This window comes from Pseudescherichia sp. AS216 (assembly GCF_037152055.1).
Classification (GTDB): Bacteria; Pseudomonadota; Gammaproteobacteria; order Enterobacterales; family Enterobacteriaceae; genus Pseudescherichia.
This window is the reverse complement of record NZ_JBBCMV010000006.1, coordinates 87,843-108,701: the sequence shown is the minus strand read 5'-3', so window position 1 is coordinate 108,701 and position 20,859 is coordinate 87,843. Positions and strand designations below refer to the sequence as shown.

The following is a 20,859-nucleotide window of genomic DNA, read 5'->3' as shown; positions in this document are numbered from 1 at the left end:
CTACTTCTCACTGTCGACCAGGCCACGCACAAAGGCACGCTGCATGGCTAATACGATAACAACGGGGGGAATCAGGGTCAGCAGCATCGCCGCCATCACCTGGTTCCACTGGGTAGTGCCCTCCCCGGTAGCAATCATCCCTTTAATTCCCGCCACGGCAGTGCCCAGGTTGACGTCGCTGACGATCAGCAGCGGCCACAGGTACTGATTCCAGCCGTAGATAAAGGTGATGACAAACAGCGCCGCAAGGTTGGTTTTCGACAGCGGCAGCACGATGTCGCGGAAAAAGCGCATCGGCGATGCGCCGTCAATGCGCGCGGCTTCGATCAGCTCGTCCGGCAGGGTCATAAAGAACTGACGAAACAGGAAAGTCGCGGTGGCCGAGGCCATCAGGGGCAGCGTCAGCCCGGTGTAGCTGTCGAGCATCTTCAGGTTGGCGATCACCTCTACCGTCGGGAAGATACGCACCTCCACCGGCAGCATCAGGGTGATAAAGATCATCCAGAAGAAGAGATTGCGCAGCGGGAAGCGGAACCAGACGATGGCAAAAGCAGAGACCATCGAAACCGCAATCTTCCCTACCGTAATGCTAAAAGCCATGATGAAGCTGTTGAGCAGCAGTAGCCAAAACGGCGCGCTGTTGGCTCCCACACCCTGCAGCCAGATGGTCTTCAGGTTATCCAGCAGATGGCTGCCGGGGATCAGCGTCATCGGCGTCTCGAACACCGCCCGGTTGTCCAGCGTGGCTGCCACAAAGGCGACGTAGAGCGGAAAGAGAATGGCGGCGATGCCGAGGATCAGCATCACATGGCTGAAGAGGGTCAGCCCGCGTCGGTTTTCAATCATTGGTAGCGCACCTTACTCTCGACGTAGCGGAACTGGACGACCGTCAGGGCGATCACCAGCAGCATCAGCACCACCGACTGGGCGGCAGAGGCGGAGAGATCCAGCCCGGCAAAGCCTTCCCGGTAGATCTTGTAGATCAGCGTGGTAGTGGCCTGCACCGGTCCACCGGCGGTCGCGGCATCGATCACCGGGAAGGTATCGAAGAAGGCATACACCAGGTTGACCACCAGCAGAAAGAAGCTGACGGGGGCGATCAGCGGCAGCGAAAGCTGGAAGAAGCGACGCACCGGTCCGGCACCGTCAATGGCGGCGGCCTCTACCAGCGAGCGGGGAATTGACTGTAGCGCGGCGAAGAAGAAGAGAAAGTTGTAGCTGATCTGCTTCCACACCGAGGCAAAAACCACCAGAAACATCGCCTGGCCGCTGTTCTGGGCATGGTTCCAGCTGTAGCCAATCTGCTCCAGCGCGTGGGTAATCAGCCCGCGCCCCGGGTTGAAGAGAAAGATCCACAGCACGGCGGCGATGGCAGGTGCCACGGCGTAGGGCAGCAGCATCAGCGTCTGATAAAAGCGGCTGCCGCGCACCACGTAATCTACCAGCGCGGCAAAAAAGAGCGAGGCCAGCAGGCCAGAGAAGGTCACCAGCGCGCTGAACTTTATCGTCGTCCAGAAGGAGTCCAGATAGTAGCTGTCATGCAGCAACGCCATAAAGTTGTCCAGCCCAACGAACTGGCTGGAGAGACCGAACGGATCGACGCTCTGCACCGAGTACCACAGCGCTTCACCCGCGGGCCAGATAAAAAAGATAACGGTAATAATCAGCTGCGGCGCGACCAGCGCATAGGGAAGCCAGCGCGAGCGGAATACCGGACGGGATGATGACATAGGGCGTTTTATTCCTGAGAAAACGCCGGGTGGCGGCTACGCCTGACCCGGCCTACGGATTGCTGCAACGTTTATGATTTGGTGGACTGCTCAAAGCGGCGCAGCAGCTGGTTACCACGCTCTACCGCGCTGTCCAGCGCCTGCTGCGGGGTTTTCTTGCCGGTCCAGACCGACTCCAGCTCTTCATCCACGATGGTGCGGATCTGCGGCATGTTGCCGAGGCGCAGCCCTTTGGTGAACGGCAACGGCGGCTTGTTCAGCATCTGGCGGGTGGCGATATCCGCGCCTGGATTCTTGTCGTAGAAGCCCTGCTCGCGGGTCAGATCGTAAGCGGCGGTGGTGATCGGCAGATAGCCGGTCTTCTGGTGCCACTCGGCCGCATTTTCCGGCTTCGCCAGGAACTCAAGGAACTGGGCAACGCCGGTATAGGTCGGTTTATCTTTGCCCTGCATCACCCACAGGCTGGCCCCGCCGATGATGGCGTTCTGCGGCGCGCCCTTCACGTCGGCGTCATACGGCATCATGCCCACGCCGTAGTTAAATTTGGCGTACTGACGAATATCCGCCAGCGAACCAGACGAGGCGGTAGTGATCGCGCAGTCACCGTTATAGAACTTCTCGGTGGACTCATCCTTGCGCCCGAAGTAGCTGAAGTCGCCTTTTTTGTTGAGATCGGCCAGCATCGCGATGTGCTTGACCTGCTCCGGCTTGTTGAACGCCAGCACCGCGTCGGTGCCGTCAAAGCCGTTGTTTTTAGTGGCGACCGGCAGACCGTGCCAGGCGCTGAAGTTTTCGATCTGGATCCAGCCCTGCCAGCCGCTGGCGTAGCCGCACTTCATGCCGGCTGCTTTTAGCTTCGCGGTGTAGGCAGCAAGATCCTGCCAGGTTTTCGGCGGCTGCTCTGGATCTAAGCCCGCTTTTTTGAAGGCATCTTTGTTGTAGTAGAGCACCGGAGTGGAGCTGTTGAACGGCTGGGAGAGCAGATGGCCGGATTTCGCATCGGTGTAGTAGCCGGAGACGGTCGGCACAAACTGCGACTCGTCAAACTTGATACCCGCATCGCTGAACACTTCATACACCGGCTTAATGGCTTTCGAGGCCATCATGGTCGCGGTGCCGACTTCATAGACCTGCAAAATGGCAGGGGCGTTACCGGTACGGAAGGCGGCAATCCCGGCGCTCAGGCTCTGCTCGTAGTTGCCTTTGTAGACCGGCACAATTTTGTAATCTGGATGGGTATCATTAAAACGTTGCGCCAGGGAGTCCACCTCTTTACCCAGCTGCCCTTCCATCGAATGCCAGAACGGAATGGTGGTCACTGCCATAGCCTGACCTGCAAACGCCAGACCTAACGCTAATCCTAAAGCTGTATGTCGTAACGATATCATTCGGTTATCTCTCTTGTTGTGCCGGATGCGCGATATCACGCTTTTCGTGCTCGCGAAGTAACATGACACGCTCAAATGACAGAAAAATAACCGTTTGTTTACAAAAGTATGACAGGGAGGCGGCAGAGGGATGATGAAACGGTGACGGTACGATGGCGGGTAAATCTTACCCGCGCAGACGGTGGGCGATCTCCTCAAGTGACAGCTGACCCGCAGCCGCGGCCACCGTTAGCTCGACGTAATCGGCCTTAGCTGGCAGCGAGATGCCGTTACGCTTAAGGAACAGCAGCGTGATGAACAGGGCCGTACGTTTATTACCGTCGTTAAAGATATGTCCACGGGAGATGGCAAGCAGGTGCATCGCGGCGAGGGTCCAGATATCGGATATCCCTTCGTATTCATGTTTGTTTAAGACGCGATACAGCAAGGCTTCAGCTCGCCCCGGGTCGGGCATGCCCGCTACGCCTGGCGTTACGCTTAGAAGCTTATCGTGAAAACGTATAATCTCTTCTGCTGAGATGAACTGAAGCGTCATTTATCGGCCAGTTCCCTGATTTCGTTGCCATGTACGCTCATGATGGCGTCAAATTCCGCATCCAGCTTTGCCGCCTGGTAACGTTCAAACTCTTCAGTGCTGATGATCACCGCTGGCTTGTGCCCGCGACGCGTAATGGTTACCGGTGTGCCAGCCGCTGCCGAATCCAGCGCCGCTGCAAGATTTTGTCGGACTTCACTGTAGCTCATTGTACGCATAGCGCCTCCTCTTAAGTACGCGTTTATTGTACAACTAACCCGTACAGAAGCGTGAGCATTTCCAGGCCCAGCAAGCTTGTCGCAGGGCCTGGAAAGGAACTTACTTAGCCGCCGAGGTAGGCGCTGCGCACCGCTTCGTTGGCCAGCAGCGCGTCGCCGGTATCGGACAGCACCACGCGACCGTTCTCCAGCACGTAGCCGCGATCGGCGAGCTTCAGCGCCTGGTTGGCGTTCTGCTCCACGAGGAAGATGGTCATCCCCTCTTTGCGCAGCTGCTCGATGGTGTCAAAGATCTGCTGGATAATGATCGGCGCAAGACCAAGAGAGGGCTCGTCGAGCAGCAGCAGACGCGGCTGGCTCATCAGTGCCCGACCGATGGCCAGCATCTGCTGCTCGCCGCCGGACATGGTCCCGGCCCGCTGAATACGGCGCTCGTGCAGGCGTGGGAACAGCTCATAAACCCACTTGAGGCGGGTATGGAACTGGTCACGATCGGCAAAGAAACCGCCCATCGCCAGGTTCTCCTCTACCGTCATGCGCGAGAAGACGCGTCGCCCTTCCGGGACAATCGCCACCGCTTCACGCATGATTTTCGCCGTCTGCCAGTCGGTAATGTCTTTACCATCAAAGACAATGCGCCCGCTGCTGGCGCGCGGATCGCCGCACAGGGTACCGAGCAGCGTGGTCTTACCCGCGCCGTTGGCCCCGATCAGGGTGACGATTTCACCCTGGTTGATATGCAGGCTGACGTCGTGCAGCGCCTGGATTTTGCCATAGTGGGCACTTACCTGGTCAAAAGATAACATCACGTTTTCCATCTTAGGCCTCGCCCCCATTATGCTTCACCTAAATAGGCGCGGATCACGTCCGGGTTGTTACGAATCTGCTCCGGCGTGCCGTTTGCCAGCGGCGTGCCCTGGTTTACCACGTAGATACGGTCGGAGATACCCATCACCAGCTTCATATCGTGCTCAATCAGCAGAATAGTGGTGTTGTGATGGTTACGCAGCTCAACGATCAGCTCGTCCAGCTCTTTGGTCTCTTTCGGGTTCAGCCCGGCCGCTGGCTCGTCCAGCATCAGGATCTCCGGCTGGGTCACCATGCAGCGAGCGATCTCCAGACGACGCTGGTCGCCGTAGGCCAGGTTGCTGGCCTGACGGTTAGCGTGCGCCAGCAGCCCGATGCGGTCTAGCCAGGTCGCAGCGCGATCCAGCGCTTCACTCTGGGCGCGGCGGAAAGCAGGCGTTTTCAGCAGGCCGGAGAAGAGGCCGGTCTTGAGCTGCTGATGCTGGGCCACCAGCAGGTTCTCAATCACCGTCATCTCCCGGAACAGACGCACGTGCTGGAAGGTACGCACCACGCCCATGCGGGCAATCTGCTGCCCCGGCAGCCCTTCCAGGTGCTGGTCACGCAGCATGATGGTGCCGCCGGTGGGCTTATAGAAGCCGGTCAGGCAGTTAAAGACCGTGGTTTTGCCCGCGCCGTTTGGCCCAATCAGGGAGACAATCTCCTGCGGATGCAGATCCAGCGCGACGTTGTTTACCGCCAGCAGCCCGCCGAAGCGCATCATCAGGCCGTTAACGGACAGTAATGGCTCACTCATGCCTGCTCTCCTTTCACGTGTCCGCTTTTCAGTTTCAACTGCGGACGGGTCATTGGCAGCAAGCCTTCAGGACGCCAAATCATCATCAGTACCATCAGACCACCCAGCATTAACATGCTGTACTCATTGAAATCACGCATCAGCTCACGGGAGACCACCAGCAGGATCGCCGCAAGGATAACCGCGAACTGCGAGCCCATCCCACCCAGCACCACAATCGCCAGCACAAAGGCGGACTCGGCAAAGGTAAAGGATTCCGGGCTGACGAAGCCCTGACGGGCGGCGAACAGCGTACCGGCAAAGCCAGCAAACCCGGCGCTGATGGTAAAGGCGGTCAGCTTGATGCGGGTCGGATTGAGGCCCAGCGAGCGGCAGGCGATCTCATCCTCACGCAGCGCTTCCCACGCCCGGCCCAGCGGCATGCGCAGCAGGCGGTTGATCACGAACAGGGTAAAGACCATCAGCAGCAGCGCCACCAGGTAGAGGAACACAACCCGGTCGCTGGGATCGTACTTCACGCCGAAGAAGTTGCTGAAGGTATCCCAGCCGCCTTCGCGGGCGGTACGGCTAAACTCAAGGCCAAACAGCGTCGGTTTCGGGATCTGGCTGATACCGTTCGGGCCACCGGTCACTTCGGTGTTGTTGAGCAGCAGAATACGCACGATCTCGCCGAAGCCGAGGGTCACGATCGCCAGATAGTCACCGCGCAGGCGCAGCACCGGGAAGCCCAGCAGGAAGCCCGCCGCGGCGGACACCAGCCCCGCCAGCGGCAGGCAGGTCCAGAAGCCGAGGCCGTAATAGTGGTTCAGCAGGGCAAAGGTATAGGCTCCGATGGCGTAGAAGCCGCCGTAGCCCAGCACCAGCAGACCCGAGAGGCCGACCACCACGTTCAGCCCGAGGCCGAGGATAATGTAGATCATGGTCAGGGTGGCGATATCCACCGTGCCGCGTGAGACCACAAACGGCCACGCCACGGCAGCGACCAGCAGGGCAACAAGGAACAGCTTCTGCTTAACCGTCGACCCGTCAATGGCGGGCAGGATAAACTTCGGCCCGGAGACGTTCTTCAGCCCTTTTTGCATCAGTGGACGCAGAAGCTGGAACAGAAAGACCACGGCGGTGCCGATAAAGACCCACTGCCAGCGGATATCCGCCGCGCTGCCGACTACCAGCTTAGTGCCGTCGAGACTCAGCTGGACGCCCATAAAGACGCCGGCCAGCACAAAGAAGAGCGCAGCGGAGAGCAGCGCCATCGCAAAATGCATCGGTTTCATACTTTTTCAACCTCCGGGCGGCCCAGGATACCGGTTGGCATTACCAACAGCACCAGGATCAGCAGCGCAAACGACACCACATCTTTATACTCGGTACTCAGATACGCGGAGGAGAGCGATTCGGCCACGCCGAGGATCAGGCCGCCAATCATCGCGCCAGGAATACTGCCGATCCCACCCAGCACCGCGGCGGTAAAGGCCTTCATCCCGGCCATAAAGCCGATGTAGGGGTTAATCACGCCGTAGAACTGGCCGAGCAGCACGCCCGCCACGGCGGCCATCGCCGCACCGATCACGAAGGTGAGCGCGATAACGCGGTCGGTGTTAATTCCCAGCAGGCTGGCCATCTTTAAATCTTCCGCGCAGGCGCGGCAGGCGCGGCCCATGCGGGAGTAGCGGATGAACAGAGTCAGCGCCAGCATGGCAACGAAGGTGACGATCCAGATCACCAGCTGCATGGTGGTGATCGAGGCGGAGAAGTTCTCGCTGCTGCCGATAGTCCACTGACCGTTGAACAGGCTTGGCAGCGCCACGTCACGTGACCCTTCGGTCAGGCTAACGTAGTTTTGCAGGAAGATGGACATCCCGATGGCGGAGATCAGCGCGATCAGGCGTTTAGAATTACGCACCGGGCGATAGGCCACCCGTTCGATACTCCAGCCGTAGGCGCTGGCGATCACAATCGCGCCAACGAATCCGGCGGCCACCAGCAGCCAGCTGCTGTCGATGCCCATCATCATCAGGGCGGCGATGATCATAAAGGAGACATAGCTACCGATCATATAGACCTCGCCGTGGGCGAAGTTGATCATGCCGATAATGCCGTAGACCATGGTGTAACCGATGGCGATAAGTGCATAGGTGCTTCCCAGCGTCACGCCGTTAAACATCTGCTGCAGGAAGTAGAGAAACTGCTCGGACATAACGTAACCTTTCTAAACTCGCCCGGCTAAGCGGGCGATTGAGATTTACTGAGCTACCGAAGACGAACCATCGGCATGCCATTCAAAGACACCGAACTCAAATCCCTTATCCGTGCAATCGCACCCGCGCTCAACGTCTTCGCGTTCCTTCTCATAACCTGAAATCCCCATTACCGTCGTGATGTGTATATATTTTGTTTTATTATGGTTAAAAAGCATTCTGTACTTTTATTGAACAACGCTATTTTTACCAGCTTGCTTAATGGTTTAGCGCAGTTTTTACCGTAAAACCTGAGTAAATACTCTATTTTTCAGGCTATTAAGCAGAGATAATATTCTGTATTGATACAGAGATAAACAAAAAAAAGCGCCTCTTCCAGCATAAAATAATGGGACAAAGAGCGGAATAAATCACTACTCCATAGATAAATAAACTGCCTGTTTTTCGATCCCTGACGTTTAAAACTGCTTCAGCGGCTGCGTTAAAAGTATTCAGCTGATCCCGACAGCGAAAAAGTGAAAGCGTCTGGCTAAGGAAATTGAGTACACTGCTGTCATCTTTTGAGATTTGGACCCGCAGTGAATGAAACTGACCATCATCCGTTTAGACACGTTTAGCGACCAGGATCGCATTGATTTAGCTAAAATTTGGCCGGAGTACTCCGCATCGTCGCTGAACGTTGACGATACGCACCAGATCTACGCCGCCCGTTTTAATGAGCGACTGCTGGCGGCGGTGCGAGTGACCCTCAGCGGCAGCGAGGGGGCGCTGGATTCTCTGCGCGTGCGGGACGTGACGCGTCGTCGTGGCGTAGGGCAGTACCTGATTGAAGAGGCGATGGCGCGCAATCCAGACGTGACCCGCTGGTGGATAGCGGACGTCGGCGTCGAAGATCGCAGCGTTATGGCTGCCTTTACCCAGGCGCTGGGCTTTAGCCCGCGGCAGAACGGCTGGGAGAAGCGGCTGTAGCGGCTATGAAAAAAGCCTTTCGATAGATTTTGTCGGATAAAAAAGCGCGTGCGCGTTTTCTCCTGTTAGCGGGATAAATCCCAGCGAGAGATAAAACGCATGCGCTTTCTCATTCATGGCCTCAACAAATAGACCATGAATACCCACCGCCTGGGAGGCGGAATAGACTACCTTCATCGCATGGGAAACCAATACCGAACCCCACCCTTTTCCCTGCAGAGAGCGATCGACGGCCAGGCGGCCTAAGGTGACGCTGGGAACGTTTTTGTAAGGGATTTTCTTCTGCTGTGACTTTGACGGCAGGGCAACACGTTCAAAGCAGCTTCCTGACAGAGTGTAGTAGCCTAGCACCCGCCGTTCCGGCGTTGTTGTTCGAAGAATATAGGCGCGCAGGATTTTTCCACCATGCTGCCGTTTGAGATGCTCGATTAAAAAGAGACTGAGACCCGTTTCCCCGCAGTCGAAATGCTGCCAGTCATACTCCGCATCCTCTACGAAGATCTCTATCGTCAGGTTTTCCACGGTTCACTCCATGTCTTGAAGACGTTTCGCCGCGCGGTGAAGTTTCTCATTCGGTGAGGGTGGGTTACCGAGCGCTTCCATGACGCGGGTCCAGGATTCGTCGTTAAGAATAACCCGGCGATGCTGCTCAATAACTTCTGCGGCTCTTTCTGCTGCGCTAGTGAGCATAAACTGAGTGACTGACTGATTGGTCAGGGCCGCAGCCTCCTCAATGATGCTTTTGTCATCGTCAGTTAAACGCAGATCGATACGCTGCTTTTTTAGTGCCGTCATGATGTCTTCTCCAGCTATCAGCGTGAAAGCATGATAGCGTATATGTACGGATATTTACCGTACATTTATTTTATGCTTGTCGGTATAAAAATTCAACGCCTGCCGTGTGAGAAGACAATAAAAAAGCCCGGTGGCGCTAGCGCTTACCGGGCCTACGGGATCAAATTAGCATATCCATTTTCCCCAGCATTTCGTGTTGCAGGCAGGCGGCAAGTTCGGAAATCCCCGGGAGCTTACATGAGTAAGTGACCGGCGTTGAGGAACGCAGCCAACACACCTGCGGCGCGAAAGGCGACGGGAAAATTATTTGGCGTCGGTTGCGGTACCGTTGGCATGCCAGGTAAACACGCCGAACTCAAAGCCCTTCAGATCGCCCTTCTCATCCCACGTCAGCGGGCCCATTACGGTCTCTACCGAGTTGGCTTTCAGCCAGGTGGCGATTTCTGCCGGATCGGCAGACTGATTCAGGCCTGCCTGCAGCGACTGCAGCGCGGCGTAGGTGGTCCACACGAACGCGCCGCTCGGATCCTGTTTCTTCGCTTTGATCGCATCTACAATCGGTTTGTTCGCCGGAACCTGATCGTAGTTCTTCGGCTTGGTTACCAGCATGCCTTCTGCGGATTCGCCGGCGATGTTAGAGAGCGATACGTTCGCGACCCCTTCCGGGCCCATAAACTGAGTTTTCAGGCCAGCAGCGCGGGCCTGGCGCAGGATCTGGCCCATCTCAGGGTGGTAGCCACCGTAGTAAACAAAATCAATATTCTCTTTCTTCAGGCGCGCCACCAGCGTGGAGAAGTCTTTCTCACCGGCGGTAATGCCGTCAAAGAAGACCACGTTCGCGTTGCCTTTCTTCAGGTTATCCTGCACGGCGCGGGCCAGGCCTTCACCGTACTGCTGTTTGTCGTGAACAATGGCGATACGCTGCGGTTTCACCTTTTCCAGAATGTATTTCGCCGCGGTCGGGCCCTGGTCAGAGTCAAGACCGGTAGTGCGTAATACCAGCTTGTAACCACGCGCGGTCAGCTCCGGCGCGGTCGCCGCAGGCGTGATCATCAGAATGCCTTCGTCTTCGTAGATATCAGAAGCTGGCTGGGTAGAGGAGGAGCAAAGATGGCCGATAACATATTTAATGCCGTCGTTAATCACTTTGTTCGCTACCGCAACGGCCTGTTTCGGGTCGCAGGCATCATCATATTTTACAATTTGCAGTTTTTCGCCTTTGATACCGCCCTTCGCATTAATGTCTGCAACGGCCTGCTCCGCACCGGTAAACTCCTGATCGCCGTACTGCGCAACCGGACCGGACATTGCGCCCACCACGGCCACTTTAATGTCTGCCTGTGCCATGGTGCTGAACGCCAGCGCAATACATCCTGCCAGTAACGCTTTACCCTTCATTTTCATCCTGAGATTCCCCATTGTTCTGGTTGTAACGTTTGTTGTGATGTTGTTTTATGGCGCTTTATTTCATATATGCGTCTGCTGTACGCGCCTTTTCAGCACACTATGCTAAAACATACCCCATTTTTATCTTTTAGGAATAGCTATTTTGAAATGTAAATCGTGTATGCCCGGCAGATCGTTGCCGCCGGGCGTGCGAGTTACTGTGTTAACGAGCGGGAGATGATATCGAGCGCCCGGCGGAACTGCGCATCGGGGATGGTAAGCGGATAGAGGAAGCGGATCACGTTGCCGTAAACGCCGCAGCTGAGCAGCAGCAGGCCCGCCTCCAGCGCGTGGGCCTGCACTTTCTGGGTAAAGGCAGGCGACGGCTCGCCGGTTTGCGGATCGCTAAACTCCACGGCGACCATAGAACCCAGGGCACGCACCTCAGCGATGTACGGGCAGCTGGCCCTGGCGTTGTTCAGCGCCGCGACCAGCGCCTCGCCGAGCACGCGGGAGCGCTCGCAAAGCTGCTCCTCTTCAATGACCTCCAGCACCGCCAGCGCAGAGGCAATTGCCAGCGGATTGCCGGCGTAGGTGCCACCCAGCCCACCCGGAGCGGGGGCATCCATCACCTCGGCACGACCGGAGACCGCCGACAGCGGCATGCCGCCCGCAAGGCTCTTCGCCATGGTGATCAGATCCGGCCTGACGCTGTAGTGCTCCATCGCAAAGAGCTTACCGGTACGGGCATAGCCGCTCTGTACCTCGTCAGCGATGAGCAGGATACCGTGCTGGTCGCAGAGCTTACGCACGCCCTGCATAAAGTCATCGGGCGCAATAACAAAGCCGCCCTCACCCTGCACCGGTTCCAGCAGAATGGCTGCCACCTGATCCGGGGCAATATCAGCTTTAAAGATACGATCCAGACTGTTCAGAGCATCCTGGGTTGAGACATTGTGCACCGCATTGGGGTACTGAGCATGGAAGATCGAACCGGGGAAAGGGCCAAAGCCCATTTTGTAGGGAGCGACTTTACCGGTCAGGGCCATCGTCATTGAGGTCCGGCCATGGAAGCCGCCGCCGAAAGCGATTACGCCGGGGCGTTTGGTATAGGCGCGGGCGATTTTAATCGCGTTCTCAACCGCTTCCGCGCCGGTTGAGAAGAAGGCGGTTTTTGCCGGCCCCTCGACCGGCACGCGGGCGTTGATCTTCTCCGCCAGCGTCACGTAGCTCTCATAGGGCACCACCTGATAGGCCGTATGGGTAAAGGCGTGCAGCTGTTTCTCTACTGCCGCCACGACTTTCGGGTGGCGATGGCCGGTATTCAGTACCGCGATCCCGGCGGCGAAGTCGATCACCTCGTTGCCCTCTACGTCCCACAGCGTGGCGTTCTCTGCTCTTTCGGCGAAGAAGTTACACATGACGCCGATACCGCGTGGCGTCGCCTGTAGACGCCGTTCGTTTAGTTCGTTATTTTTCACCCTGTCCCCCTGAGAAATACCCATGCATAGCGCATCTGTAAGTGTTTGCCAGGGGCTAAAAATTCGCCAGAGCGGGCGCTAAAAAAACAAAACCCCCGGACTTTCATCCAGGGGTTTAGCAGGTGACTGCGCTTAAGTTAGGCTTCGATAGCCGCGCGCAGCTTTTTCATCGCGTTCTTTTCCAGCTGGCGTACACGCTCAGCCGAGACGCCGTACTGGTCGGCCAGCTCCTGCAGCGTGGACTTGTTATCTTCGTCCAGCCAGCGTGCGCGAATAATCGCCTGGCTACGCTCGTCAAGACCCTGCATCGCGTCGGTCAGGCGGTTTGCCGCCTGCTCTTCCCAGTTATCATCTTCAATGCCATCGGCAAAGTTAGATGATTTATCCTGCAGGTAGAGCACCGGGGCCATCGGCTGGCTGTCGGACTCGTCGTCAGAGGACATATCAAAGGTCATGTCCTGCGCGGCCATACGGGACTCCATCTCACGCACGTCTTTACTGGAGACGCCCAGCTCGCGTGCGACCATTTCGACTTCGTCCTGGTTAAACCAGCCCAGACGCTGTTTGGATTTACGCAGGTTAAAGAACAGCTTACGCTGCGCTTTAGTGGTGGCGACCTTCACGATACGCCAGTTACGCAGCACGTATTCATGAATTTCGGCTTTGATCCAGTGCACCGCGAACGAGACCAGACGCACACCCACTTCCGGGTTAAAGCGGCGCACGGCCTTCATCAGACCGATGTTGCCTTCCTGGATCAGGTCTGCCTGCGGCAGGCCATAGCCCGAGTAGTTACGAGCAATATGAACAACAAAGCGCAGGTGAGACAGGATCAGCGTTTTAGCTGCTTCCAGATCGCCCTGGTAATGCAGCTTTTCAGCCAGCGCCCGCTCTTCATCAGCCGTTAACATCGGCCAAGCGTTAGCAGCCCGGATATACGACTCCAGGTTACCAACAGGGGCTAAAGCTAAAGTTTGCATTTCTTTGGTCATTCAAATCCTCTCAATAGACTTCTTACTGGCGGCGGTTCGTTCCTTTCATCTTTTCAGGAACAGGCACAAACATGCCAGCGATTGTGAGCAACGAGAATATCATCCACATTTTTATCAGACAGTGATTTTATCCACAAGTTCAATGCCGTCGTGTGAATAGATTACGCACAAATTGTGACACAGCGTTGATAAAAACAGATGCAGGGGAGAAGAGTTAACAGGGACTCTTTCCCTGCAAGACATCAAGTGCAGGGAAAGAGTATATCAAAAAATCGCTTAGTCAGGCGTAAAGTGACGTAAATGTTGTACCGTCGCCAGCCAGGCGGCCAGCCAGCCGATCATTGAGCACACCAGCAGCAGCAGCAGACATTCGTCAAACGACAGACCGTCGAGGTTGAACTGGGTACCAAATACCTTCGCCACGTCGGCTACGGCAGAAGAGAGCCGCATGACCAGCACCTCGGACAGGATCAGCGACATCAGCGCTCCGCTAAAGCCCAGCAGCGCCCCGCCATACAGGAACGGACGCAGGATAAAACCGTCGGTTGCGCCAATCAGCTTCTGGACGTTGATGGTATCGCGGCGGGAGAAGATGCTCAGACGCACGCTGTTACCGATCACCAGGAAGACGGCGGCCACCATCAGAACACCGATCATCGCCGATACCCGGCCCACCAGCCCGGTTAGCGCCGTCAGGCGGGCAAACCAGCTGTCGTCCATACGCACTTCATCGATACCGTTGATGCGCGTAATACGATCCCGCAGGGTGTTCAACGACTCGGTGCTCTGGAAATCGAGCTTGGGCACCACAACCGCCACGGCAGGAAGCGGATTCTCTTCGAGCATATCCAGCGCGCCGCCAAACCCGGACCAGTTACGGAACTCGCCGAGGGCGTCCTCGCGGGAGAGATAGTTGACCTTCTCCACCCCCTGCTCCGACTGCAGCTGGCCTACTACCTGCTGGGCGGCGTTATCATCCAGCGCCTTATCGAAGTAGACGGTGATCTGCGGCGACGGATAGTACTGGGTCGCCGCCTGGTTGACGTTCTTATAGACCATGTAGCAGACGCTGGGCAGCGTCAGGGAGATGGCAATCACCATTACCGTCAGGAAGGTTGCCAGCGGCTTGCTCTTGAGATCCTGCAGCGCGCCGCTAAACGCATAGCGCATCTGCTCATTGAAGACGTTACTCTTCCGCGAACCGGGCTTAGGCGGTGTCTTGCTGCGTCCGGACGGAGGACGGCTGCCGCCCGTGCCAGGCTTGCGGAAGCGATCGAACTTGCCGCCAAACTGACGAATTTGATTTACTGCGTCGCGTTTATTCACCCGCCAGGCCTCCATGCAAATGGCCGTCGCTCAGGCTCAGCGTCCGATATGAACGACGGGAAATCAGTCCGATGTCGTGCGTCGCCATCAGTACGGTGACCCCGACGCGGTTAAACTCTTCGAACAGGCGCAGAATGCCTTCCGAAAGCGCCTCATCAAGGTTACCGGTCGGTTCATCCGCCAGCAACACCGCAGGCTTGTTGACCACGGCGCGGGCGATACCCACGCGCTGCTGCTCACCGCCAGAGAGTTGGATCGGAAAATTTTTCGCTTTGTCCAGCAGCCCGACCTTATCCAGAGCCGCAGAGACGCGGCGGCGAATGTCATCCCCGCTGGCCCCGGCAATAATTAGCGGGATAGCCACGTTGTCGTAAACCGTGCGGTCCATCAACAGATGGTGATCCTGGAAAATCATGCCGATCTGCCGACGCAGAAACGGCACTTCGCGGTTCTTCAGGCGGCTGATATCATGCCCCCCAAAGAAGATTTTCCCGGCGCTTGGCCGCTCAATACCACAGATCAGCTTGAGCAGCGTACTTTTCCCTGCGCCAGAGTGGCCGGTCAGAAATGCCATCTCGCCCTGCTGCAGGTGAAAGGTCACCCCCTGCAGCGCTTGTCTCCCACCGAGATAGGCCTTGCTGACGTGTTCAAAGCGAATCATTGTTAATCCTCTCGGGCAAAAAGTGCCTCTATAAAATCGCCCGCATTAAACGGACGCAAGTCCTCTATACGCTCGCCAGTCCCGATATACCGAATAGGGATCCCGAACTGGTCGGCGACGGAGAAGATTACCCCGCCCTTCGCTGTACCATCCAGCTTGGTCAGAGTGATCCCCGTCAGGCCTACCGCTTCGTTAAACAGGCGGGTCTGGCTTACTGCATTCTGCCCGGTGCTGGCATCAATGGTCAGCATCACTTCGTGCGGCGCATCAACGTCCAGCTTTTTCATGACGCGGACAATCTTTTTCAGCTCTTCCATCAGGTGCGCTTTATTCTGCAAGCGACCGGCGGTATCGGCGATCAGCACGTCAACGCCGCGTGATTTCGCTGCCTGAATCGCATCGAAGATGACCGAAGCGGAGTCCGCACCGGTGTGCTGGGCAATCACCGGAATATTGTTGCGCTGGCCCCACACCTGGAGCTGCTCAACCGCTGCCGCGCGGAAAGTATCCCCTGCAGCCAGCATCACCGATTTACCCTGCTGTTCAAACTGACGGGCCAGCTTACCGATGGTCGTGGTTTTCCCGACGCCGTTGACGCCCACCATCAGAATAACAAATGGCGTTTTGCCTTCAATATTAAGCGGCGCATCAACTTTTGCGAGAATATCGCCCATCTCCGCCTTCAGCAGGCCGTAGAGCGCCTCGGCATCCTGCAGCTGTTTGCGGCTGGCGCTCTCTGTCAGCGTGGCGATAATTTTACGCGTCGTCTCAACGCCAACGTCCGCCACCAGCAGTTGCTCTTCCAGCTCCTCGAACAGATCATCATCGATTTTTTTGCCGCGGAAAAGGCTGATAAATCCGGAACCGAGATTCTCTTTCGTTTTCAGTAGGCTGCGTTTCAGACGCGCAAAGAACCCCTCTTTGGTGGGCTTCTCCTGCTCCAGAGGTGCGACCTCAACGGGCTCCTCCTCCAGAACGATCTCCTCCTCGGCAGGCGCAGAGAGCGCAGCGGCTTCCAGCTCCTCGTCGGTGAGTTCACGCTGATCGTCTTCGGTTAACCACTCTTCTGCTTCCGGCTCAATGGGGGCAACCTCTTCCGCCTGCGGCAGCGCTTCCTCGGCAAGGTACACCGGCGGCTGAGCGTGCAGAGGCGCTTCCTGCGGCGCGGCTGGCTCTTCTATAACCGCTTCCGGCGCCGTTTCTGCAACCTCTTCCCGGGCAACTACCTGCTCCGTCACCTCGACGACGTCGGCGGCAAAAGCTTCCGATTCGGCTTCGCTATGTGGGGCAGGCTCCGCTTTTGCTTCGGCCTCTACTTCTTTTTCAATTTCTTGTTCAACAACCGCCTGCTGCTGGATCGGCTCTTCCGGCTGCGGTTCAATCTGCTGCTCAGGCTCTGCCTGCTGCGGCTCCTCTTTTGGGCCTAAGCCCAGCCAGGAGAGGAAACCCCGTTTTTTCTCTTTTGCCATTTGCGACTACACTCCTCGCGGTTAATTCATGGCACAGCCCGTATTGTCCTAAACCTAGTCGCAAACAGGGACTGAAAATTGTGTAAGTAATTCGTTAGTCTAACACTTTCCTGATTCTACAGCACCGCCTGCGGATTAAGGTTTCGTCCAGCGTCGCCCGCCGCTAAAATAGCGGCCTAAAAATTGTGACCAGAGCCAGCATTATGAAAAAACCCAACCGAGCCGCCAGCGGCCAGATACGCATCATTGGTGGTCAGTGGCGCGGCCGCAAACTACCGGTTCCGGACAGCCCCGGCCTGCGTCCAACGACGGATCGCGTCAGAGAGACCCTGTTTAACTGGCTGGCTCCCTCAATGGTAGACGCCCGCTGCCTCGACTGCTTCGCCGGCAGCGGTGCGCTGGGCCTGGAGGCGCTGTCGCGCTACGCGGCCTCTGCGACGCTGATAGAGATGGAGCGCGGCGTTGCCCGCCAGCTGCAACAGAACCTGGCGACGCTGAGCGCCACCCAGGGCAAAGTTGTTAACGACAATACGCTTACGTTCCTCAATCAGAGCGGAACCCCGCATGATATCGTCTTTGTCGATCCGCCGTTTCGTAAGGGCCTGCTCGACGAGACGCTGCGGCTGTTGGAAAATAACGGCTGGCTGGCGGATGACGCGCTAATCTATGTAGAGAGCGAAGTGGAAAGCGGGCTGCCGCCCGTGCCGACACATTGGGATCTGCACCGTGAAAAGATAGCCGGACAGGTGGCTTACCGCCTCTATCACCGGCACGTACCTTTATCATCGCTACGTACAGGGAGCGTAACATGCTGATTAATTTAGGCCGCCTGATGATGCTGTGCGTCTGGGCATTTCTGATCCTTAACCTGGTTCACCCCTTCCCGCGTCCGCTGAACATCTTTGTTAACGTGGCGCTGGTTTTCACCGCCTTTATGCATGCCTTACAGATGGTAATGATGAAGACCGCCCTGCCAAAAGATGGCCCGCAGATGACCGCCGCCGAGCAGTGGCGCATCTTTCTGTTTGGCGTCTTTGAGCTGCTGGTGTGGCAGAAAAGGCTTAAGCAGAAGAAGTAATCGGACGGACCCGCGTTGTCATCTGTCCGTCACGGCCACTACACTGAATAGCAAGGGTGTGGGCATAACGCCCATGAGACAGTAACGAATTCAAGGAATTAAGATGCTTTGGTCGTTTATCGCCGTATGTTTTTCCGCCTGGCTCTACGTGGACGCGTCCTATCGCGGGCCCGCCTGGCAACGCTGGGTCTTTAAACCCGTCACGCTGCTGCTGCTGCTGTTGCTGGCCTGGCAGGCACCGATGTTCAACGCCGTCAGCTATCTGGTGCTGGCCGGTCTCTGTGCGACCCTGGTGGGCGATGCGCTAACCCTGCTGCCGCGCCAGCAGCTGCTCTACGCTATCGGGGCGTTCTTCCTCGCGCATCTGCTTTACACCATCTACTTCGCCAGCCAGATGACGCTCAGCTTCTTCTGGCCACTGCCGCTGGCGTTGCTGGTGATTGGAGTGCTGCTGATCGCCACGATCTGGACGCGACTTGAGGAGCTACGCTGGCCTATCTGCACCTTTATCGCGATGACGCTGGTGATGGTCTGGCTGGCTGGCGAGCTGTGGTTCTTCCGTCCGACTAGCCCGGCGCTGTCGGCGTTTGTTGGTGCCGTCCTGCTGCTGTTGAGCAATATCGTCTGGCTGGGCAGCCACTACCGCCGCCGCTTCAAAGCAGACAGCGCCATTGTTAGCGCCTGCTATTTTGCCGGTCACTTCCTGATTGTTCGCTCCCTCTACATTTAACGCTTGACTCTGGAGTCGACTCCAGAGTGTATCCTCTGGTTAATGAGAAAATTATCATTGACCGGAGGACGTTATGTCTGTTCCTGAAAAGTCCAAAAAAGCGCCACAGTTTACGGCGTTTAAGCCCGCCCCTGCGCCGGTCCAGGAGGAGTGCTGCTGTGCGGAAGCGTGCGAAACGCAGCGTACCGCCCCCCTGCCGGCGAGTGGCGATCGTTACAGCTGGGTGGTTAACGGCATGGACTGCGCCGCCTGCGCGCGCAAAGTGGAAAACGCGGTCAGGCAGGTTGCCGGCGTTGAACAGGTTCAGGTGCTGTTCGCCACCGAGAAGCTGCTGGTTAACGCCTCGGGCAACGTTAGCGCTCAGGTAGAGGCCGCGGTCAGAAACGCCGGTTACTCTCTGCGCAGCGAATCAGCCCCGGTCGAGAAGAGGTCTTTCCTGCAGGAAAACCTGGCGCTTATCACGCTGATCGTCATGATGACGCTGAGCTGGGCGCTGGAGCAGGTCAACCACCCGCTCGGTAATCTGGCCTTTATCGCCACCACCCTCGTCGGCCTCTACCCTATCGCCCGCCAGGCGCTGCGCCTGATGAGAAGCGGCAGCTGGTTTGCCATTGAGACGCTGATGAGCGTGGCGGCCATCGGGGCGCTGTTTATCGGCGCAACGGCAGAGGCGGCGATGGTGCTGCTGCTATTTTTAGTCGGTGAGCGTCTTGAGGGCTGGGCTGCCAGCCGGGCGCGGAAGGGCGTCAGCGCTCTGGTGGCGCTTAAGCCCGAGACCGCGACTTTAGTCGTTAACGGCGAACGTAAAACGGTGGCGATAGATTCGCTGCGGCCAGGCGATGTGATTGAGGTCGCCGCTGGCGGCCGCCTGCCTGCCGATGGGGCGCTGCTTAGTGCTGACGCCAGTTTTGATGAGAGCGCCCTGACTGGCGAGTCCATTCCCGTGGCGCGCGCCGCCGGGGAAAAGGTGCCTGCCGGGGCCACCAGCGTGGATCGTCTGGTCCAGCTTAACGTGCTATCAGAGCCGGGCGACAGCGCGATTGACCGTATCCTCAGGCTGATCGAGGAGGCCGAGGAGCGCCGCGCCCCTGTTGAGCGCTTTATCGATCGCTTCAGCCGCATCTATACCCCTATTGTTATGCTCATCGCCCTGCTGGTTGCGGTTGTGCCTCCGCTGCTCTTCAGCGCCCCGTGGGAAGGCTGGATCTACAAAGGGCTGACCCTGCTGCTCATCGGCTGTCCGTGTGCGCTGGTGATCTCCACGCCAGCGGCGATCACCTCCGGGCTGGCGGCAGCGGCACGCCGGGGTGCGCTGATTAAGGGCGGCGCAGCGCTGGAGCAGCTCGGGCGCGTGCGGCATATCGCCTTCGATAAAACCGGCACCCTGACGCTGGGTAAACCGCAGATCACGGGAATGTATCCTCATCACACCAGCGAGGAGACGCTGCTTACGCTGGCCGCTGCGGTTGAACAGGGTTCGACCCACCCGCTGGCACAGGCCATTGTGCGTGAAGCCGAGGCTCGCGGGCTGGCGATCCCACGCGCCACGGCGCAGCGCGCGCTGGTGGGATCGGGTATAGAGGCCGACGTCGAGGGCAAAAAAGTGCTGATCTGCGCGGCAGGTAAGTTTGCGGCTGTCGAATTGAGCGAGCGCATTCACGCCCTGGAAGCGGCCGGGCAGACGGTGGTTATTGTTGCTGAAGATGGCGAGCTAAAAGGCGTGCTGGCGCTGCGGGACACCCTGCGTGATGATGCAAGGCAGGCGGTTGCTGACCTACATCGGCTGGGCGTGCAGGGGACGATCCTGACGGGCGATAACCCACGCGCGGCGGCGGCGGTTGCTGGCGAACTGGGGCTTGAGTTCAAAGCCGGGCTGCTGCCGGAAGATAAAGTCGCGGCGGTCACCGCGCTAAACGATCGTGCGCCGCTGGCGATGGTTGGAGACGGCATTAACGACGCCCCGGCAATGAAGGCGGCCACTATCGGTATCGCGATGGGCAGCGGCACCGACGTGGCGCTGGAGACCGCCGACGCGGCGCTGACCCACAGCAGGCTGACCGGACTGGCAGAGATGATTACCCTGGCGCGAGCAACGCACGCTGACATTCGGCAGAACATTGCCATTGCGCTGGGGTTGAAGGGCATATTTTTAGTGACTACGCTGCTGGGGATCACCGGACTCTGGCTGGCGGTGCTCGCCGACACCGGCGCAACGGTGCTGGTAACGGCGAACGCGTTACGTTTGTTACGCGGGCGGTGAAACGCCGGGTGGCGGCTTCGCCTGACCCGGCCTACGGTTT

At 57.8% G+C, this 20,859-nt stretch carries 22 protein-coding genes; 5 read left to right on the top strand and 17 right to left on the bottom strand.

Features of this window, described 5'->3' with window-relative positions; all coding sequences use genetic code 11:
• The 9 genes from ugpE to livH all read right to left on the bottom strand — a co-directional run bounded on the left by ugpE (position 1) and on the right by livH (position 7,671).
• Positions 1 to 846 (bottom strand): sn-glycerol-3-phosphate ABC transporter permease UgpE, encoded by an 846-nt coding sequence (ugpE, locus tag WFN61_RS17395; protein WP_337038988.1) that lies wholly within the window; start codon positions 844 to 846, stop codon positions 1 to 3.
• Positions 843 to 1,730, bottom strand: a complete 888-nt coding sequence (gene ugpA / locus WFN61_RS17390) for a sn-glycerol-3-phosphate ABC transporter permease UgpA (protein ID WP_144818005.1) — start codon at positions 1,728 to 1,730, stop codon at positions 843 to 845. Before ugpA ends, ugpE begins: the two co-directional genes overlap by 4 nt.
• Positions 1,731 to 1,801: 71 nt before the next feature.
• Positions 1,802 to 3,118 (bottom strand): sn-glycerol-3-phosphate ABC transporter substrate-binding protein UgpB, encoded by a 1,317-nt coding sequence (gene ugpB / locus WFN61_RS17385; RefSeq protein ID WP_337038987.1) that lies wholly within the window; start codon positions 3,116 to 3,118, stop codon positions 1,802 to 1,804.
• Between the two features lie 166 nt (positions 3,119 to 3,284).
• On the bottom strand, positions 3,285 to 3,653 hold the full coding sequence (locus tag WFN61_RS17380; protein WP_312282912.1) for a type II toxin-antitoxin system death-on-curing family toxin: 369 nt from the start codon (positions 3,651 to 3,653) through the stop codon (positions 3,285 to 3,287).
• Complete coding sequence (locus WFN61_RS17375) at positions 3,650 to 3,871, bottom strand: type II toxin-antitoxin system Phd/YefM family antitoxin (RefSeq protein ID WP_257758716.1); 222 nt, start codon at positions 3,869 to 3,871, stop codon at positions 3,650 to 3,652. The genes WFN61_RS17380 and WFN61_RS17375 overlap by 4 nt, the downstream gene beginning before the upstream one ends.
• A gap of 104 nt (positions 3,872 to 3,975) precedes the next feature.
• Positions 3,976 to 4,689 (bottom strand): high-affinity branched-chain amino acid ABC transporter ATP-binding protein LivF, encoded by a 714-nt coding sequence (gene livF / locus WFN61_RS17370; RefSeq protein ID WP_042393287.1) that lies wholly within the window; start codon positions 4,687 to 4,689, stop codon positions 3,976 to 3,978.
• Positions 4,690 to 4,706: 17 nt separating this feature from the next.
• Complete coding sequence (livG, locus tag WFN61_RS17365) at positions 4,707 to 5,474, bottom strand: high-affinity branched-chain amino acid ABC transporter ATP-binding protein LivG (protein WP_103820364.1); 768 nt, start codon at positions 5,472 to 5,474, stop codon at positions 4,707 to 4,709.
• Entirely contained in the window at positions 5,471 to 6,748 is a 1,278-nt protein-coding gene (locus WFN61_RS17360) for a high-affinity branched-chain amino acid ABC transporter permease LivM (protein ID WP_257758717.1), read from the bottom strand. Before WFN61_RS17360 ends, livG begins: the two co-directional genes overlap by 4 nt.
• Complete coding sequence (gene livH / locus WFN61_RS17355) at positions 6,745 to 7,671, bottom strand: high-affinity branched-chain amino acid ABC transporter permease LivH (RefSeq protein WP_144818002.1); 927 nt, start codon at positions 7,669 to 7,671, stop codon at positions 6,745 to 6,747. Before livH ends, WFN61_RS17360 begins: the two co-directional genes overlap by 4 nt.
• A 583-nt stretch (positions 7,672 to 8,254) precedes the next feature.
• On the opposite strand from livH, the gene panM reads away from it, so the two are divergent.
• A complete protein-coding gene (gene panM / locus WFN61_RS17345) occupies positions 8,255 to 8,641 on the top strand; it encodes an aspartate 1-decarboxylase autocleavage activator PanM (protein WP_144818001.1) in 387 nt (128 codons plus the stop codon).
• 3 nt (positions 8,642 to 8,644) lie between these two features.
• Here panM and WFN61_RS17340 read toward each other — a convergent pair whose 3' ends face one another.
• The 8 genes from WFN61_RS17340 to ftsY form a co-directional block, all read right to left on the bottom strand.
• Positions 8,645 to 9,163 (bottom strand): GNAT family N-acetyltransferase, encoded by a 519-nt coding sequence (locus WFN61_RS17340; protein ID WP_257758718.1) that lies wholly within the window; start codon positions 9,161 to 9,163, stop codon positions 8,645 to 8,647.
• Between the two features lie 3 nt (positions 9,164 to 9,166).
• Positions 9,167 to 9,436: a type II toxin-antitoxin system TacA family antitoxin gene (locus tag WFN61_RS17335; protein WP_144817999.1), complete on the bottom strand. Its 270-nt coding sequence runs from the start codon at positions 9,434 to 9,436 to the stop codon at positions 9,167 to 9,169.
• 303 nt (positions 9,437 to 9,739) lie between these two features.
• Positions 9,740 to 10,840, bottom strand: a complete 1,101-nt coding sequence (gene livJ / locus WFN61_RS17330; protein ID WP_144817998.1) for a branched chain amino acid ABC transporter substrate-binding protein LivJ — start codon at positions 10,838 to 10,840, stop codon at positions 9,740 to 9,742.
• Positions 10,841 to 11,037: 197 nt separating this feature from the next.
• Positions 11,038 to 12,303, bottom strand: coding sequence for a 4-aminobutyrate--2-oxoglutarate transaminase (locus WFN61_RS17325; RefSeq protein WP_257758719.1), 1,266 nt, complete (start codon positions 12,301 to 12,303; stop codon positions 11,038 to 11,040).
• A gap of 137 nt (positions 12,304 to 12,440) precedes the next feature.
• Entirely contained in the window at positions 12,441 to 13,295 is an 855-nt protein-coding gene (gene rpoH / locus WFN61_RS17320) for an RNA polymerase sigma factor RpoH (RefSeq protein WP_042393216.1), read from the bottom strand.
• Between the two features lie 276 nt (positions 13,296 to 13,571).
• Entirely contained in the window at positions 13,572 to 14,621 is a 1,050-nt protein-coding gene (gene ftsX, locus WFN61_RS17315) for a permease-like cell division protein FtsX (protein ID WP_144817996.1), read from the bottom strand.
• Complete coding sequence (ftsE, locus tag WFN61_RS17310) at positions 14,614 to 15,282, bottom strand: cell division ATP-binding protein FtsE (RefSeq protein WP_042393218.1); 669 nt, start codon at positions 15,280 to 15,282, stop codon at positions 14,614 to 14,616. Before ftsE ends, ftsX begins: the two co-directional genes overlap by 8 nt.
• Before the next feature lie 2 nt (positions 15,283 to 15,284).
• Positions 15,285 to 16,751, bottom strand: a complete 1,467-nt coding sequence (gene ftsY / locus WFN61_RS17305; RefSeq protein ID WP_257758720.1) for a signal recognition particle-docking protein FtsY — start codon at positions 16,749 to 16,751, stop codon at positions 15,285 to 15,287.
• Between the two features lie 203 nt (positions 16,752 to 16,954).
• On the opposite strand from ftsY, the gene rsmD reads away from it, so the two are divergent.
• The 4 genes from rsmD to zntA all read left to right on the top strand — a co-directional run bounded on the left by rsmD (position 16,955) and on the right by zntA (position 20,819).
• Positions 16,955 to 17,566 (top strand): 16S rRNA (guanine(966)-N(2))-methyltransferase, encoded by a 612-nt coding sequence (gene rsmD / locus WFN61_RS17300; protein ID WP_144817994.1) that lies wholly within the window; start codon positions 16,955 to 16,957, stop codon positions 17,564 to 17,566.
• Positions 17,560 to 17,829, top strand: a complete 270-nt coding sequence (locus WFN61_RS17295) for a DUF1145 family protein (RefSeq protein ID WP_103820374.1) — start codon at positions 17,560 to 17,562, stop codon at positions 17,827 to 17,829. The genes rsmD and WFN61_RS17295 overlap by 7 nt, the downstream gene beginning before the upstream one ends.
• A 103-nt stretch (positions 17,830 to 17,932) precedes the next feature.
• Positions 17,933 to 18,559 (top strand): lysoplasmalogenase, encoded by a 627-nt coding sequence (locus WFN61_RS17290; RefSeq protein ID WP_042393226.1) that lies wholly within the window; start codon positions 17,933 to 17,935, stop codon positions 18,557 to 18,559.
• A 73-nt stretch (positions 18,560 to 18,632) separates the two neighbouring features.
• Positions 18,633 to 20,819: a Zn(II)/Cd(II)/Pb(II) translocating P-type ATPase ZntA gene (gene zntA / locus WFN61_RS17285; RefSeq protein WP_257758721.1), complete on the top strand. Its 2,187-nt coding sequence runs from the start codon at positions 18,633 to 18,635 to the stop codon at positions 20,817 to 20,819.
• Positions 20,820 to 20,859 lie beyond the last annotated feature (40 nt).

Bases quoted from the DNA above. Each gene is read 5' to 3' on its own strand.
- WFN61_RS17375 (WP_257758716.1), bottom strand. From the start codon at position 3,871: ATGCGTACAATGAGCTACAGTGAAGTCCGACAAAATCTTGCAGCGGCG.
- ugpB (WP_337038987.1), bottom strand. From the start codon at position 3,118: ATGATATCGTTACGACATACAGCTTTAGGATTAGCGTTAGGTCTGGCG.
- livH (WP_144818002.1), bottom strand. From the start codon at position 7,671: ATGTCCGAGCAGTTTCTCTACTTCCTGCAGCAGATGTTTAACGGCGTG.
- WFN61_RS17360 (WP_257758717.1), bottom strand. From the start codon at position 6,748: ATGAAACCGATGCATTTTGCGATGGCGCTGCTCTCCGCTGCGCTCTTC.
- livG (WP_103820364.1), bottom strand. From the start codon at position 5,474: ATGAGTGAGCCATTACTGTCCGTTAACGGCCTGATGATGCGCTTCGGC.
- rsmD (WP_144817994.1), top strand. From the start codon at position 16,955: ATGAAAAAACCCAACCGAGCCGCCAGCGGCCAGATACGCATCATTGGT.
- ftsY (WP_257758720.1), bottom strand. From the start codon at position 16,751: ATGGCAAAAGAGAAAAAACGGGGTTTCCTCTCCTGGCTGGGCTTAGGC.
- WFN61_RS17335 (WP_144817999.1), bottom strand. From the start codon at position 9,436: ATGACGGCACTAAAAAAGCAGCGTATCGATCTGCGTTTAACTGACGAT.
- WFN61_RS17290 (WP_042393226.1), top strand. From the start codon at position 17,933: ATGCTTTGGTCGTTTATCGCCGTATGTTTTTCCGCCTGGCTCTACGTG.
- panM (WP_144818001.1), top strand. From the start codon at position 8,255: ATGAAACTGACCATCATCCGTTTAGACACGTTTAGCGACCAGGATCGC.
- ugpA (WP_144818005.1), bottom strand. From the start codon at position 1,730: ATGTCATCATCCCGTCCGGTATTCCGCTCGCGCTGGCTTCCCTATGCG.
- livF (WP_042393287.1), bottom strand. From the start codon at position 4,689: ATGGAAAACGTGATGTTATCTTTTGACCAGGTAAGTGCCCACTATGGC.
- WFN61_RS17380 (WP_312282912.1), bottom strand. From the start codon at position 3,653: ATGACGCTTCAGTTCATCTCAGCAGAAGAGATTATACGTTTTCACGAT.
- WFN61_RS17295 (WP_103820374.1), top strand. From the start codon at position 17,560: ATGCTGATTAATTTAGGCCGCCTGATGATGCTGTGCGTCTGGGCATTT.
- livJ (WP_144817998.1), bottom strand. From the start codon at position 10,840: ATGAAAATGAAGGGTAAAGCGTTACTGGCAGGATGTATTGCGCTGGCG.
- zntA (WP_257758721.1), top strand. From the start codon at position 18,633: ATGTCTGTTCCTGAAAAGTCCAAAAAAGCGCCACAGTTTACGGCGTTT.
- ftsE (WP_042393218.1), bottom strand. From the start codon at position 15,282: ATGATTCGCTTTGAACACGTCAGCAAGGCCTATCTCGGTGGGAGACAA.
- ugpE (WP_337038988.1), bottom strand. From the start codon at position 846: ATGATTGAAAACCGACGCGGGCTGACCCTCTTCAGCCATGTGATGCTG.
- rpoH (WP_042393216.1), bottom strand. From the start codon at position 13,295: ATGACCAAAGAAATGCAAACTTTAGCTTTAGCCCCTGTTGGTAACCTG.